Source organism: Halorhabdus utahensis DSM 12940 (assembly GCF_000023945.1).
Taxonomy (GTDB): domain Archaea; phylum Halobacteriota; class Halobacteria; order Halobacteriales; family Haloarculaceae; genus Halorhabdus; species Halorhabdus utahensis.
Map to the genome: position 1 here is coordinate 2,121,694 of NC_013158.1, position 13,287 is coordinate 2,134,980.

General features: G+C 62.5%; 17 protein-coding genes. 5 read left to right on the plus strand and 12 right to left on the minus strand.

Annotated features, from left to right (window positions below; all coding sequences use genetic code 11):
- Window position 1 precedes the first annotated feature (1 nt).
- From HUTA_RS10195 to HUTA_RS10210, 4 genes are read right to left on the minus strand one after another with little or no spacing between them, the layout of a single operon-like run.
- The gene (locus tag HUTA_RS10195; protein ID WP_015789819.1) at window positions 2-682 is read right to left on the minus strand and encodes a DUF1641 domain-containing protein; all 681 of its coding nucleotides are present in this window, start codon (window positions 680-682) and stop codon (window positions 2-4) included.
- Between the two features lie 10 nt (window positions 683-692).
- On the minus strand, window positions 693-1,832 hold the full coding sequence (locus tag HUTA_RS10200; RefSeq protein ID WP_015789820.1) for an NAD(P)/FAD-dependent oxidoreductase: 1,140 nt from the start codon (window positions 1,830-1,832) through the stop codon (window positions 693-695).
- Window positions 1,829-2,068: a sulfurtransferase TusA family protein gene (locus tag HUTA_RS10205; protein ID WP_015789821.1), complete on the minus strand. Its 240-nt coding sequence runs from the start codon at window positions 2,066-2,068 to the stop codon at window positions 1,829-1,831. Before HUTA_RS10205 ends, HUTA_RS10200 begins: the two co-directional genes overlap by 4 nt.
- A gap of 10 nt (window positions 2,069-2,078) precedes the next feature.
- A complete protein-coding gene (locus tag HUTA_RS10210) occupies window positions 2,079-2,480 on the minus strand; it encodes a hypothetical protein (protein WP_015789822.1) in 402 nt (133 codons plus the stop codon).
- Between the two features lie 181 nt (window positions 2,481-2,661).
- On the opposite strand from HUTA_RS10210, the gene HUTA_RS10215 reads away from it, so the two are divergent.
- Both HUTA_RS10215 and HUTA_RS10220 read left to right on the plus strand, forming a co-directional pair.
- Entirely contained in the window at window positions 2,662-3,237 is a 576-nt protein-coding gene (locus HUTA_RS10215; protein ID WP_015789823.1) for a magnesium transporter, read from the plus strand.
- Between the two features lie 44 nt (window positions 3,238-3,281).
- The gene (locus HUTA_RS10220) at window positions 3,282-3,800 is read left to right on the plus strand and encodes a magnesium transporter (protein WP_049941450.1); all 519 of its coding nucleotides are present in this window, start codon (window positions 3,282-3,284) and stop codon (window positions 3,798-3,800) included.
- A 13-nt stretch (window positions 3,801-3,813) separates the two neighbouring features.
- On the opposite strand, the gene HUTA_RS10225 is transcribed toward HUTA_RS10220, so the two are convergent.
- On the minus strand, window positions 3,814-4,434 hold the full coding sequence (locus HUTA_RS10225) for an HAD family hydrolase (RefSeq protein ID WP_015789825.1): 621 nt from the start codon (window positions 4,432-4,434) through the stop codon (window positions 3,814-3,816).
- Between the two features lie 147 nt (window positions 4,435-4,581).
- Here HUTA_RS10225 and HUTA_RS10230 point away from each other — a divergent pair, with 147 nt between their 5' ends.
- On the plus strand, window positions 4,582-5,193 hold the full coding sequence (locus HUTA_RS10230; RefSeq protein WP_143920365.1) for a hypothetical protein: 612 nt from the start codon (window positions 4,582-4,584) through the stop codon (window positions 5,191-5,193).
- 30 nt (window positions 5,194-5,223) lie between these two features.
- On the plus strand, window positions 5,224-5,382 hold the full coding sequence (locus tag HUTA_RS15620) for a hypothetical protein (RefSeq protein WP_015789827.1): 159 nt from the start codon (window positions 5,224-5,226) through the stop codon (window positions 5,380-5,382).
- A gap of 181 nt (window positions 5,383-5,563) precedes the next feature.
- Here HUTA_RS15620 and HUTA_RS10235 read toward each other — a convergent pair whose 3' ends face one another.
- The 6 genes from HUTA_RS10235 to HUTA_RS10260 form a co-directional block, all read right to left on the minus strand.
- On the minus strand, window positions 5,564-5,989 hold the full coding sequence (locus tag HUTA_RS10235; protein WP_015789828.1) for an RNA-binding domain-containing protein: 426 nt from the start codon (window positions 5,987-5,989) through the stop codon (window positions 5,564-5,566).
- The gene (locus tag HUTA_RS10240; protein WP_015789829.1) at window positions 5,986-6,582 is read right to left on the minus strand and encodes an AAA family ATPase; all 597 of its coding nucleotides are present in this window, start codon (window positions 6,580-6,582) and stop codon (window positions 5,986-5,988) included. The genes HUTA_RS10235 and HUTA_RS10240 overlap by 4 nt, the downstream gene beginning before the upstream one ends.
- A gap of 599 nt (window positions 6,583-7,181) precedes the next feature.
- Window positions 7,182-7,415: a hypothetical protein gene (locus HUTA_RS10245; protein ID WP_015789830.1), complete on the minus strand. Its 234-nt coding sequence runs from the start codon at window positions 7,413-7,415 to the stop codon at window positions 7,182-7,184.
- A gap of 83 nt (window positions 7,416-7,498) precedes the next feature.
- The gene (locus tag HUTA_RS10250) at window positions 7,499-8,209 is read right to left on the minus strand and encodes a DUF47 domain-containing protein (RefSeq protein ID WP_015789831.1); all 711 of its coding nucleotides are present in this window, start codon (window positions 8,207-8,209) and stop codon (window positions 7,499-7,501) included.
- A gap of 125 nt (window positions 8,210-8,334) precedes the next feature.
- Window positions 8,335-9,567: a hypothetical protein gene (locus HUTA_RS10255; RefSeq protein ID WP_015789832.1), complete on the minus strand. Its 1,233-nt coding sequence runs from the start codon at window positions 9,565-9,567 to the stop codon at window positions 8,335-8,337.
- Window positions 9,568-10,146: 579 nt separating this feature from the next.
- The gene (locus HUTA_RS10260) at window positions 10,147-11,010 is read right to left on the minus strand and encodes a sulfurtransferase (RefSeq protein WP_049941311.1); all 864 of its coding nucleotides are present in this window, start codon (window positions 11,008-11,010) and stop codon (window positions 10,147-10,149) included.
- A gap of 265 nt (window positions 11,011-11,275) precedes the next feature.
- Here HUTA_RS10260 and HUTA_RS10265 point away from each other — a divergent pair, with 265 nt between their 5' ends.
- Window positions 11,276-12,052 (plus strand): sulfurtransferase, encoded by a 777-nt coding sequence (locus HUTA_RS10265; RefSeq protein WP_015789834.1) that lies wholly within the window; start codon window positions 11,276-11,278, stop codon window positions 12,050-12,052.
- Window positions 12,053-12,083: 31 nt separating this feature from the next.
- Here the strand turns inward: HUTA_RS10265 and HUTA_RS10270 are convergent, their stop codons facing one another.
- Window positions 12,084-13,094 carry an AI-2E family transporter gene (locus HUTA_RS10270; RefSeq protein WP_015789835.1) on the minus strand — a complete coding sequence of 337 codons (1,011 nt, stop codon included), beginning with the start codon at window positions 13,092-13,094 and terminating at the stop codon, window positions 12,084-12,086.
- Window positions 13,095-13,287: the final 193 nt, after the last annotated feature.

The window sequence follows — 13,287 nt, forward strand, 5'->3', positions numbered from 1 at the left end:
CCTACGCGGTCGGGTCGTCTCGCGTCTGCTGTCCGAGCGCCCGAGCGAGGGAAATCACGACGCCCAGTCCGGCCTGGACGTCCGGATCCCGAACGGCCTTCACCAGCCCGATCGCGCCGACTCGCTCGGGTTCGTCGCTGCTCGCCTCGCCGAGTGCAGCCAGCACGTCTTCCAGCCCACGGGCGACGTCGTCGTCCGCGGCGGTGTCGGCGACCTCGCCCAGTCTGGTTCCGGTCGAGGCCAGGGACATCACCATCTCGTCGTCCATGGCTGCGCTTGCAAGCGAGGCCAACTCGGCCAGTTCCAGCAGATCGTCGAGCGTCCCCGTCCGCTGGAGCTGTGCGACCGTCTCGACGCCCTCGGCGAGGTCGTCGGCATTTTCGCCGACCGCTTCGCCGAGCTGAACGGTTTCGTCGGTCGCCATGCCGTCGGCGGCCATCGCGAGATTGGTGCCCGTGCCGGCCAGCGATTGGACCATCTCGTCGTCCATCGCCGACGTGGCGACGTCGGCGGCGTCCAGCAGGTCGTTGACCAGCCCGAGGCGTTCGAGCAATCGGGCGACTTCTTCGGGATTGTCTGCAACCAGGGATTCGAGATCCGCAGGCTGGTCGGTGCCAGCTTCGGTCGCGTCGTCCGTCCGCTCGGCTGCGCCATCCGTCGGTTCTGATTCGGAATCGCTCACGCGAACCACCTCACAGGAGTCCCCTGGCGGTCAGCCAGTAGGACTCGTTGTACCCCAGTTTCGCCCAGTGGACGGGTTTCGAGGGTTCGCGCATCGTCGGCTCGCTACCGTAGCCGAACTCGACGAACGTGGCCTCGTCCATCCCCGTCTCGATGAAGCAGACTGTCTTGCCCTCGTAGACCGAGGTTGGCGTCTCCCCGCGAACCCGGCTGGCGATGCGGTCGGCGACGACGCCCGCCTCGTAGTGGGCGACGCTGCCGGCTTTGCTCGTCGGGACGTCGGCGACGTCACCGATGGCGTAGACGTCCTCGGCGTGTTCGGCTTCCAGCGTCGCGCGGTCGACCTCGACCCAGGTATCGCCCAGGCCCGCCTCACTCACGAGATCGCTGGCCGTGTGTGGCGGGATGGCGACGAGGAGATCATACTCCAGTTCGTTGCCCTCCATCGTCTCTAAGACTCCTTCGTCGGGATCGACCGCCTCGGCGTTGAAGAACGTCTCGAGGGTGATGTCCCGCTCGTCGAGTTTGGGCGTCGCCCAGTCGGCGATGGATTCGAGGCCGTGGGCCCGCTGAATGGGATAGGTGTAGGTTATCTCGACGTCCTCCCGGAGCCCGCGCTTGCGCAGCCAGTCGTCGGCCATGAAGACGAACTCCAGGGGGGCCGCCGGACACATGTGTGGCACGCCGATGACCGACAGCACGAGGTGACCTTCCTCGAAGTCGGCGAGTTCGTCCCGGAGGGACTCGGCACCCTCGGGACCGTAGAAGTGATGCCCGCCCTCGGTGAGGCCCGGCACCGCATCGGGATCGAGATTCGCGCCTGTAGCGAGCACCAGGTGGTCGTAGGCGAGTGACTCGCCGCCTTCGAGCGCGACGGCCTTGTCGTCGGTGTCGATCTCCGTCACGCGGTCGACGCGCAGATCGACGCGTCGATCGAGGAGATCCGAAAGCGGTCGTTTGGCCTCCTCGACGGTCTTCTTCCCGAAGGGGACGTAGAGGTAGGCGGGTTTGTAGTGCTGGTGCTCGCCGTCGTTGATCACGGTCACGCTGGCGTCGCCGGCGTCGATCGCCGGCCCGAGTTTCTCGGCGAGGCGGTTCGCCAGGACGGTGCCGCCGGTGCCGCCACCGACGACGACGATGTCTTCGGTCATGTGGTCTCGATGTAGATGGCCCAGTAGTCGTCTTCCGCTTGTACTTCGAGCAACTCGTGGCCGGCCTCCTCGAGCCACTCGGGCACGTCGTTCTTCGAGCCCTCGTCGCTCGTGAGCAACTCGATCGTCGTCCCTGCATCGACCTCTTTGACTTTGCCGATCAGGTCCATCAGCGGACCGGGGCAGGCTGCACCGCGGGAATCGATCTCGACGTCGGGGGTTGGTGTGTCACTCATGATGATCACCTCAGACGAACAGCACCTGTTTGTCGGACGCACGATTCAGGAAGCCGGCGACGCCCAGCGTGTCGTCGAAGATGTCGACGTAATCGTCCAGGTCCGTGTCCATGAGATCCATGATCATCTCACAGGCATAGACCTCCAGCGGACCGATCCCCTTGGCGCGCTCGAGTTGCTCAGTGAACAGCGGTACCTCGTCGCCGCCGCCCTGCAGCATCGCTTCACCGGCCGGGCCGGCGACCTGGAAGTCGCCGCTCTCGACGCGGTCTTTCTCAAACGCCGAAAGACCGTTCATCGTGACGAACACCTGCACCGGTGTGTCTGACGACGCTGCGATCGAACTGATCATACTCACTGCCTGTACACGCTCGAGTTCGCCGGATGCGAGGACAACTGCGTAGCCTGTCATTGTTCGCTCACTATATCATTGGTTCCGGCTCTTTATAGTCTTTCACATTACTTCCAAGATAGTGAGAACGGTGTGTAAAACTCTCACACGGAAGAGGGAGACACCCACGCGATAGGGTGAGACGTTTCGGGAGGGTAGTTTACTCGGTCGTTTTTTGAGGTGGCCGACCGTCTGTCCGGCAATGACCATCCGCGAGGTCGCCGTCAGGGCCTACAGAGAGGGGCTGCCGGCGTTGTCTGCGAGTCTCGTGGGCGGCTTGCTCGCGGGGGTCGTCCTCGGCGGCATGCGGGCGGAACTCACTGCCATCGACGGATTGCTCGTCCTGGTTCCGGCGTTGCTCGCCACCCGGGGGAACGTCTATGGCTCGCTTGGGGCGCGGATCGCGACCGCGCTCCACCAGGGGTTTCTCGAACCGCGATTGGGCGATGCTGACGATCGGTTGCTTCGGGCAGTGGCGGCGGCGATCGGAAACGGCCTGCTCGCCAGTGCCTTCGCGGCAGTCGTCGCGACGGCCGCGCTTGCCTGGCTGGCCCGGCCTGCCGCCGGCCTGCCAGTCCTCCTGACTGTCGCCGTCATCTCCGGGTTGCTCTCCGGCATCGCGCTGGCGACGACTGTCGTTGTCGTCGTCTTTGCGGGCTTCCGGCGCGGATATAACCCCGATACGCTGGTCGGCCCGCTGGTGACGACCGCGGGCGACGTCTTCGGGATGGCCGCCCTGCTGATCGCCGCCAGGCTGGTCATCTGGGGGGTGGGCTAACCGTGGCCCGCACGGCCTGGACGGTGCGGGCGATCACGCGGGCGATGTTACCGGTCTTGCTCGTGTTGACCACGATCGAGATCGGTAGCGGCCTCGTCCTGGAAACCTTCGAGGCCGATCTGCTGGCCTATCCATCCCTCCTGATTCTCGTGCCCGTCACGATCGGGACGGCGGGGAATCTCGGATCGATCCTCGCCGCGCGACTCTCGACGGCGTTTCACCTCGGGACGCTTTCCTTTGCCGTCGACGACGATCGATTGCTAGGCAACGCCGTTGCCACGGTCGCGCTCGCGCTGACGGTCTTCCCGGTGATCGGCGTCGGTGCCTGGGGACTGGGCGTCCTCACCGGCGGCCCCTCGCTCCCGGTGACGACGGTGCTGGCTGTCGCCGTCACCAGCGGCGCGGTGCTGTCGGTGCTGGCCGTCGCGGTGACCGTCGTGGCGACGTACGTCGCCTACCGGCTGGAACTCGACCCCGACGACGTGGTGATCCCCGTCGTCACGAACGTCTGTGACGTGCTGGGGGTGGTGGTGCTGTTCGTCGTCGTCCAGGTGCTCGTCTAGGCCCCGACATCGCTCAGGCCAGCGCCCGCAATGTCGTCCAGAAGTCCGGCACGTCCTCGCCGCGTTCGACCCGGACCGGCGTAAATCCGGCCGCGCGGGCACCTTCGATATCGGCGTCGCTGTCCCCCACCATGACGTACTCCTCGGCGTCGATCGCCTCGCGTGCGCGGTCGAACATCGACGCGTCGGGCTTGTGTGCGCCCACGTCGTAGGAGGCGATCACGGTCTCGAAGTGGTCGAGAAGATCGTGCTGGTCCAGCTTGGCACGCTGAAAATCGGCGACGCCGTCAGTCAACACGCCCAGCGCGTTCGCTTCGCCGAGCGCATCGAGGCTTGCGCGAGCGTCGTCGCTGACCTGCGTGCGCTCACACTCGGCCTCGCGGAGGGCGTCGACCAGCGCATCCGGGTCGGTGTCGGCCTCGATGTCCTCGTGCTCACAGACGGCTACCATTCCGGCCCGGTAGGGGTCGGATTCGAGTGCATCGAAGTGTTCGTCGAAGGTCGCGAAGTACGTCTCGACTGCCTCGCTCGGCTCGGTGACGTAGTCCGCGAGAACGTCCGCGACGACCTCCTCGTACGGTTCTGCGAACGTGAGTAGTGTCCCGTCCAGGTCGAAGTAGATGGCCGTCCCCATGAGAGGATTGGCTGATAATTCTCACCGCTATGTTTCTCTTCTTCGATCTACGGGTCTTCTGACTCAATTTCTGGAAATCCACGCTGTCCGTGATGGGTGAAACGTCATTCACAATGTTTTATATGGGGTATGTGTAAATGGAATATGATGAGTGGGAGCGACGACGAGTTTGATCCCGAAGTAGATCTCCTCCGTCGGTATCACGACATGCTCAATACGCAGATGAATTCCATCAACGAAATCGATAACAAAGCCTCGAATACAGCGAAGTTAATCGGAATTCTCTTTAGTCTCACCCTTACAGCCGTTTCTCTCGGAGTAACGACGGAGATTGTTCAGCTTTCAGATACGTCAATACCGTTTTTCGTGATGCTTGCTCTTTCACTCGTGACGTTTCTTCTTGCCCTTCTGTTAAGTATCACTACCTATCTGAGTAGCACGATCATCCATGGACCCACAGCCTCGGTCGGAAGCTACATGGCGAATTACCAGGTAGAGAGCCAGCAATATATCGATATTATGTTGCGAACCTACAGTAAGGCAGTCCGTGAAAACAAAACGGTGATTTTCAAGAATGCGAGCCGATTCAAGAAAGCGCTTGCCGTGCTGATGGCTGGATTGATCTACCTGCTCACGTCTGGAATCCTCCTTGTCGTTTCTGTTCTCGAAATCGGTTCGATTTTCAGTGGCCGATTCTGGCAGTATTTGGGGCCGCTGGCGGGATTGTCGCGTATTATATCGGCGTCAAAGACTACTTAACAATTGAAGCCGAAAATCTTGTCAAGAACAATGGCAACAGAGAATCAGAAACAGAACGCAAAGCCGAGGGGGGATCTGACGGAAGCTGACGGCGTGATCGAGGGGGAAGACGGTGCCCGGATGGAACTCGAATACATCCAAAAGGGTGGCAGTAAAGCGGAAGATGCAGGCGGCGATGACGAGGAGTGACGACAACAGGAGGGCGACCTTCGGGAGTCGGAAGCCGTCGGATTCACCGAAGACGATCGCTGAAAAATAATATCTGCTGATCACTAGCGTACGTTTTCGAACTTCTCATTGAGCAATCCAGCAGCCGTTCCGGCTGTATGTGGCAATAATCAGTTCTGTACTCGCATGAGTCGACGTAATGTTAGGCGCTCCTGTCGGGATCGATCGGTCGGCCGTCCTGAGTTGGCGGTGCGATGTGGTCGATGAACGACTCCACGTCTGGTTCTTCCACCCGGACGCTGACGTGGATCTCGCCGAGTTCGTCGGGTTCGCCGACCGAGAACGTCACGACGCCCTCGAAGGCCGCCTGTTTCTTCAGGGTGAAGCTGAACCGATCGCCCTGCAGCGTGTCGAAGAACACGCCCCGAGCGGTGTCGAGGATTTCCCGCCGGTGGAGGAGTTCCGAAAAGTGCGCTAGATCGTGGGTCTCAGCGTGGAGTTCGCCGGGTCGCTGCTCGACATCGGCGTTCGGGAAGACGTTCGTGATCGCGTCGGCGACCCGGTCGGTCACCTCGGTGTCGTAGACCGGGGCCGTGATCTCGACGTCGACGCTGTAGACTTCGCTCATGCGTTTCCCTCCGCGAGTTCGATACGCTCGTCGTCGGCCAGCGCCGACGGGCCATCGGTCAATAGTGTCTCAATGCGCTCCTGGAAGTCCGCGAGACTGTCGACGTTCTCGATCGTCACGTCGGCCATCTCCATCGCCTCGCCCATGCCGAAACCGAGTTCGCGCTCGTCGCGGTCTTGCAGGCTCTCGCCCCCGTCCTCGACGCTCGCATCCCGGCCGCGGAGGTCGAGCCGGTCGGCCCGCGTCTCGAATGGGGCCTCGACGCTGACGAGCAGGAACTCCTCGCCGAAGGCCGCCTGGAAGCGTTCGACTTCGACGTCCGACCGGATCCCGTCGACGACGACGTGCTCGCTGTCTTCGAGTCCGTCCTCGATGTGGGGGAGCGACGCCTCGGCGATGGCGGCGGGGCCGTTCTCCGCCCGGAGTGCCTTCGCCACTTCGCCGTGGTGGGTCGCCGGGTCGAGTCCGCGGTCGCGACACGCCCCCCGGATCACGTCGCCCATCGTGACGACCGGCACGTCCAGCTCGCGGGCCACCGCCGCGGCCTCGCTCTTCCCGCTGCCCGGTAGCCCCACGATTCCGAAGACTGTCATTGGGATTGATAGGCCGAGGCCGGCTATAAGAACTATCATCTCCTGCTTCGACGCCAGCGTCGAGTCGACGGTGATCCCGGGCACAAATAAAATCAAACGAATGTAGGGAATTACTAGGGTATAGACCAGCCCCTATCGAAATTCGTGAATTTCTCGCTGGTCACGACATATTGTGACTGGATACCATGACGTATGTGCATCGGTAACAAACCTACATAAACAATTATTACGGTTCCGCTCTCACTGTTGTGTATGGCGACAAGCCAGCAATCCCAGTCGGGGTATCACACCTGTAGCTGTGGTGCGTCCTTCGAAACGACGGAGGACCTTCTCGAACACGCACGAGACGCCCACGGCTTGCACGTATTCTAGGAGTGCTGGCGACCCGCGGTTTTCAGCGAGTTACCGGTGAGCGAACCGCTTCCGATTCGTTTCACCGAGTCTCGACTGTGTATCGTTCATGGGTCCAAACGAGGGCTTACGGGCGTGTTCGAACCGCCGATTCGACGCTCGATTGGGTCTGCTGTCGAGCTCTCTTCGCAGTCGCAACTGAGTGCGTTCTCACGCGGCTCGACGCCGAGCGCGAGTAGTGTCGGCAGTCACGTCGAGAAGCCGTATTCGTCAGCCGCTTCTTCGCTTTCGTCCTCAGCGTTCTCGACTGCCAACCCAAGGATGTACGGCGTCACGATCGCGTCGAGGACGGCGACGCCCAGGACGACCCACCGGATTGTCCCGTCGAGGAAGAAGATCGCGATCGCCGCGAGTGCGAAAGCACCGGAGAGGCCGATCAACCTGCGAACGCGTGCATCCGCCAGCGGGTTGTCGTCGGTCATGCGGCTGGCATCTTTTGTGCCTGAATCATAAAATCCGATGGTCGCGGCCGTTCGTGCCGAAAGTCGGCGTCCGTCTCGGTGCGCTATTCCTCGCTCGGATCGACTTCGGTGACCAGCCCCGGCTCGTCGCTCGCGATGACGATGATCTGATCGGTGACGTCCTCCATCGTGTTGGCGAGGTCGTCGAAGAGAATGGCGAGTTCACGGTACATCAGCGCCTCCGCGGTCCCCTCGTCGGCGAAGGCCGTCCGGATGACATCGTTTTTGATCGAATCGCATCGGCTCTCCATATCCCGGATCGCCTTGATCTCGTCGTAGAGGGTGTCCGAGCCGCTGGTCGTCCCGAGGCCGTGGACGAAGCGCTCGACGACCTCCTCTAGGGTCTCGGTCATGTCGGCGACGTGTTCGGCCATCTCGCGCAGTCCCTGGTAACAGTCGGTGTCAGTCGGCGGCTGCATCATGGCGATCTCGTCGGCGATGCGCTCGGTGACGTTCGCCAGCGAGTCGACCTGCTTGTAGAACTCGATGAGTCCCGACTGGTTGTAGTTGATCCGGGTGTTGAGTAGCCCCATGTCCTCGGGGTCGGAGTTCGTGATCGAACTGATGATCGAGCGGATCATCGTATCCCCCTCGCTCTCCAGTTCGCCGATGCGCTCGACGGTCGCCTCGAAGTCCTCACCGGCCTCGTACTCTTCGAGTAACTGTGGGAGCAACCCGAGACAGTCCTTGAGGGTATCGAGGTACGCGTCCGTCTGCGTTTCGAGCTCTTGCCCGAAGTCGGATTTTCCGGCCATGCGAGAGCCCAGGTTCCCCGAATGGAAAGAGTATTCGTTCCACTTCCGGCACGAAGCTGTCCGATACAGTTGTTTTTCTCTATTTCATAGTGAGAATCGTCGATTTCCGCTCGAACATCTATGGCTCAGTGTTCGTAGATGTAGACGGCTTGTTCCTCGGCATGCGTGCCTGTGAGGACTGTTGTTCCGTCCGTGGTCGCTATCACGTGGCCGAGCTGTCGGGACGGATCGGGCGCTGTATAGTAGGTTCCGTCTGGCTCAGCTGCCCCTGTGTCAGTGTCGAGTTGGTATACCGCTCCCCCCGAGTCACCGAACTGAGCGTTGTACGCCGCGACGAGGACCGTCTCGCCGTCTATCGTGACTGTGTCACCGAAGTACTGGTGTCCACCGCCCCCGGTCGCGGTGTACATCTGCTCGCGTGTCCACTCGCCACCCGCTGAACTGAACACGTACGCTGTATCGTTGATATAATCGCCGATCACTGCCCGTCCACCGTCGACCGACACCGACCAGCCAAAATGATCGGTTCCCGGCGCGCCGGAGAGCGCCGTCTGGTGGTGCCAACCGCCAGCCGACCGTTCGAAAACGTGGACCACGCCCGCCTTGGCGCGGCGGGATTTTGGCCCGCTCTTCGGCGGGGCTCCGATCAGTATCGTCTCGCCGTCTTTGCCGACACGCCTCACAGTCCGTCCATCGTCCAGCGGATCTATCCGGAGTGTCGCCTGTTGGTCCCACGCCCCGTCCTGGCGTTCGAAGACGGTCGCGTGACTGTCACCTGACTCCGTTTTCATGACGGCTGTATCACCGTCTATCGCCATCGAGTCGACGTAGACGGGATCGGTTAGCTCCGTCGTCAGTTGCCAGCCGTCACTGCTCGATCGTTCGAATACGGAGACGGGAATCGGTGGCTGTCCGGAGTACCCGTATTCATTCCCGACCAGGAGTGTCGACCCGTCGGCCGCCACTTGCTTCCCGAATCCACCCCGTTCGTGACCTCGGCCGGTAAGCGTCGTCGTCTGTTCCCAGTCTCCCCCTGCTCGTTCGAAGACGGCAACTGCTCCCACATTTTCGACACTGCCCTGGTCGGCTCCGGGAACGCCGACGAAGACTGTGTCGCCTGTTGTGGCGAGTGCCGCCCCAAAGGACTGGGTCCATTTGGGGCCGCCGAATCTGGCGACCGGCGACCGGGACTTGGCAACAGCAGTGAACGGCTGTGGCGAGACTGTCTCCCAGTCTTCCTCGACAGTGGACTCCGGACCCATTTCGGGTATCACCAGCGAACAACCCCCCATGCCGGCGAGCGCCCCACTCCCGACCAGCCCCAGGACTCCCCGCCGCGTCCGCTCGTCTCCTGCCATGGCCGGATTTCACCGGCCATTGTCATAATTGCTGTCATCTACTCTGACACATCCCGGCTAGAGTGTTGTCCCAGGGATTCCGGATCGACCGCCACAGACGGACGCTTCCACCGAGCAACACTGAGTCCTCGAATCACCCAAAAACGAAGTATCCGTTGCTCTACCTAGCCTGACCGTCTCATCGTCGGCTGCGTCTTGGCACTGGGCAATGGCCCACACCGACGCAGACTGTCGCCGTTCGCTTTTCCGAGCCGCTCCCGTTGGTCGCGACTCGCGTCAGTCGTCTGCCTCGCCTTTCTCCGCGGGTCGGCCGCTGGCCTCCCCGCTCCGATTCGAGGCTTCGTTCGCTCCGCTCATTCAGCCTCGCCTTGTTCCACGGCTCGCGCGAAGCGCTCGCCGTTCCACTTCGAAGCGGCCTCCAGCGCTTCGCTTAGTCGTCCGCTTCGCCCTTCTCCACGGCTCCCTACCGGTCGCCGTTCCGATTCGAGGCTTCGCTCACTGCCTTCACTCAGCCTCGCCCTGCTCGCGGGTCACTCCGTTCCCCGCTCGCGTTTTCCGAGGCGGACTCCCTCGTTTCACTCAGTCGTCCGCCTCGCCTTTCTCTATCGGGGCACCAACCAAATTGCCCCACTCGGTCCAGGAACCGTCGTAGTTGATGGCGTCATCATAGCCCAGCAGCTCGTGCAGGGCGAACCAGGCGACCGAGGAGCGCTCGCCGATCCGGCAGTAGGCGACCGTCGTGGAGTCGCCGTCGATGCCGTAGTCGCTGTAGAGCTCTGCCAGCTCGTCGAAGTCCTTGAACGTGCCGTCGTCGTTCGTGACGGCCGCCCAGGAGATGTTCTGGGCACCCGGGACGTGACCGCCGCGCTGGGCCGTCTCCTGGAGGCCCGGCGGCGCGAGGATGTCGCCGCGGAACTCCTCTGGGCTTCGAACGTCGACCAGCGGCAGGCCACGCTCGATGGCGTTCTCGACGTCCTCGCGATACGCACGGATGGATTCTCGCGGCCCGCTTGCGTCGTACTCGACGGCCGAGAAGTCAGGCTCCTCGCTCGTGGTCGGATAGTCGTTCTCGACCCAGTACTCGCGACCGCCGTCGAGCAGCTTCACGTCGTCGTGGCCGTAGTACTTGAACTGCCAGTAGGTGTAGGCGGCAAACCAGTTGGAGTTGTCACCGTAGAGGACGACCGTCGAGTCCTCGCTGATGCCGTGGGAACCCAGCAGGTCCTCGAAGTCCGCCTTGCTGAGGATGTCCCGCGTCGTCTGATCCTGGAGCTGGCTCTCCCAGTTGAACCCGATCGCGCCGGGGGCGTGGGCCTCGTCGTATGCTTCGGTGTCGACGTCTACTTCCACCAGTCGATGCGCCGGATCGTCACTTTCGAATTCCGAAAGGTTGTCCTCGACCCATTCCGCGGAGACGAGAACGTCGTTTGCGTACTCAGTCATGATGCATCCGATCATATACACGGTACCCATAAAGCCGCTGACGTATCGGCAGGTACGGCCACTCCTCGCCCGTAGTGGCAGGTCTTGCCGTCTGGGGGTCATCGCATGCCCGACCGGCCGACGCTGAACACCGGCCCGCTCGCCGGTCGTCCACGCGACGTCCGCCCGAGCGGCCCGAGACTGCAAATGTCGCCGCTATCTCCGAGCACTGGCAGGTGGGGGTGGCGTCCACACGTTCAAATCACGGGCGAGCGAACGGCAGGTAATGACTGATATCGTCACGACAGCGTGGGTCGCCGATCGGCTGGGGGACGTCCACCTTGTCGACGTCCGGGATGCCTGGGAGTACGAGGGGATCGGGCACCTCCCCGGTGCAGTGTCGATCTCCTTCGACTCGTTCCGGGCCAGCGAGGGCGACGAGGGCATGTTGCCCGGCGAGGACGTCTTCGCCGACCTGCTGTCGGATGCGGGGATCGCACTCGAGGACGACATCGTCGCCTACGACGACACCCACGGCGTCTTCGCCGCGCGGTTTCTCGTGACTGCGGAACTCTATGGTCACGACCCCGACCGGCTACACCTGCTCGACGGGGACTTCAGCGCCTGGCAGCGCGACCACCCGACGACCGACGAGGTGCCCGATGTAACTCCCACCGCGTACGAGGTCGATCGACCGGCCGAGTCGACGCTGGTCGGTCGCGAAGCCGTCGCGGCGGCCATCGACACCGACGCGGTGATCGTCGACACGCGCGAGCGATGGGAGTACGAGGAGGGACACATCCCCGGCGCGGTTCAGGTCGACTGGCGGGACCTCGTCGACGATGAAACTCGCGGGATCAAACCACGCGAGGAGATCGAGGCGATCCTCGAACCGAAGGGGATCACACCCGAGAGCCGGATCGTTCTCTACTGCAATACTGCCAGGCGGATCAGCCACACCTACGTCGTCCTAAAGCACCTGGGGTATCGGGACCTCGCGTTCTACGAGGGGAGCCTCACGGAGTGGGAAGCGGCCGGCGAGCCGATCGAGACGGCCGAGTAGCGACCGCCGTCGATCATGGCGAGGACCTCGATCACGGCTCGGCCGGTTCGACGGCGTCCGGGTGCTGTTCCGATGCCAGTAGTTCCACCGATTCAGCGAGTAGCGCAACCACGACCGGTCCGGCGATGATGCCGATGGCCCCCATCGAGAGGACGCCGCCGGTGAACCCGATGAAGTAGAGGCTTCCCGGCAGATCGGCCGCGACTGCCGAGAGTCGCGGACGGATGAGAACGTCCGGCAACCCGGCGACGAACACGAAGCCGACGACGCCGACGAGAATGGCCGCCGTCACGTTCTCGGCGAGGACTTCCGTGAGCACGAGCACGCCGATCAACACGCTCGGACCGATGATCGGGACGAACTGTAAGACGCCACTCAACACCGCGAGCGTGACCGCAGCGTCGTATCCAAGCAGGAAGAATACCGGTAGGGCGATGACGAAAGTGCCGACGCCGGTCGCCCCCTGCAACACGTACAGCCCGAAGAGCGTGTCACGGAGCCGCTCGTGGAGCGCCTGGACGACGTCGTGGTACTCGGCGGGAACGACCCGTCGGGCTGCCCGCGCCGGCATTCTCGGCTTGAGCAGGAGAGCGTACACCAACAGCACGAACAGGAAGAACTTCAACGCGAGGACGGGCGCGGCACTCGCCGCATCGAGTGCCATCGACCCGGCTGTCTCCCGAACCACGTCCACCACCGTCGTGACGTCGATCGTGTGGCTCATCTCCAGGACGGTGATCGAAAACTCCGGGGGTAGATCCCCGACCATATCGAAGAAGGCGGACCGCCGGACGTAGACCGCGTACCCGAGCGGGGCGAGCACGCCAAGCGCGCCGACGAAGGCGACGGCTGTGCTGAGTCCCGCAGCGACTCGGGGACCGAGACCCCTGGCGGCGAGTCGACGACGGACCGGATACAGGACGTACGCCACCGTGATAGCAAAAAAGACCGTCCAGAACACGCTCCAGAGCGTCAGTATCGCCAGCAGTGATATCGCACCGAACAGCCCGGCTAACACGAGAACGCGGCGAGACGGTGACATACCCCGCTGTTCTGGTGGAACCCGCTTAACCCTTTTCGCGTCCTGGCCGCATCTGGTGGGTTCGCGAATCGTTCACTTAAATTCTTCAATCTAGGAGGATGTTTGCAAATCGATCTTTCATTCCTATTCTGCGTGTACTATCGCATTCAATACACTCGATGGGTACTGAATCACGACCAGTCCATCACATTCT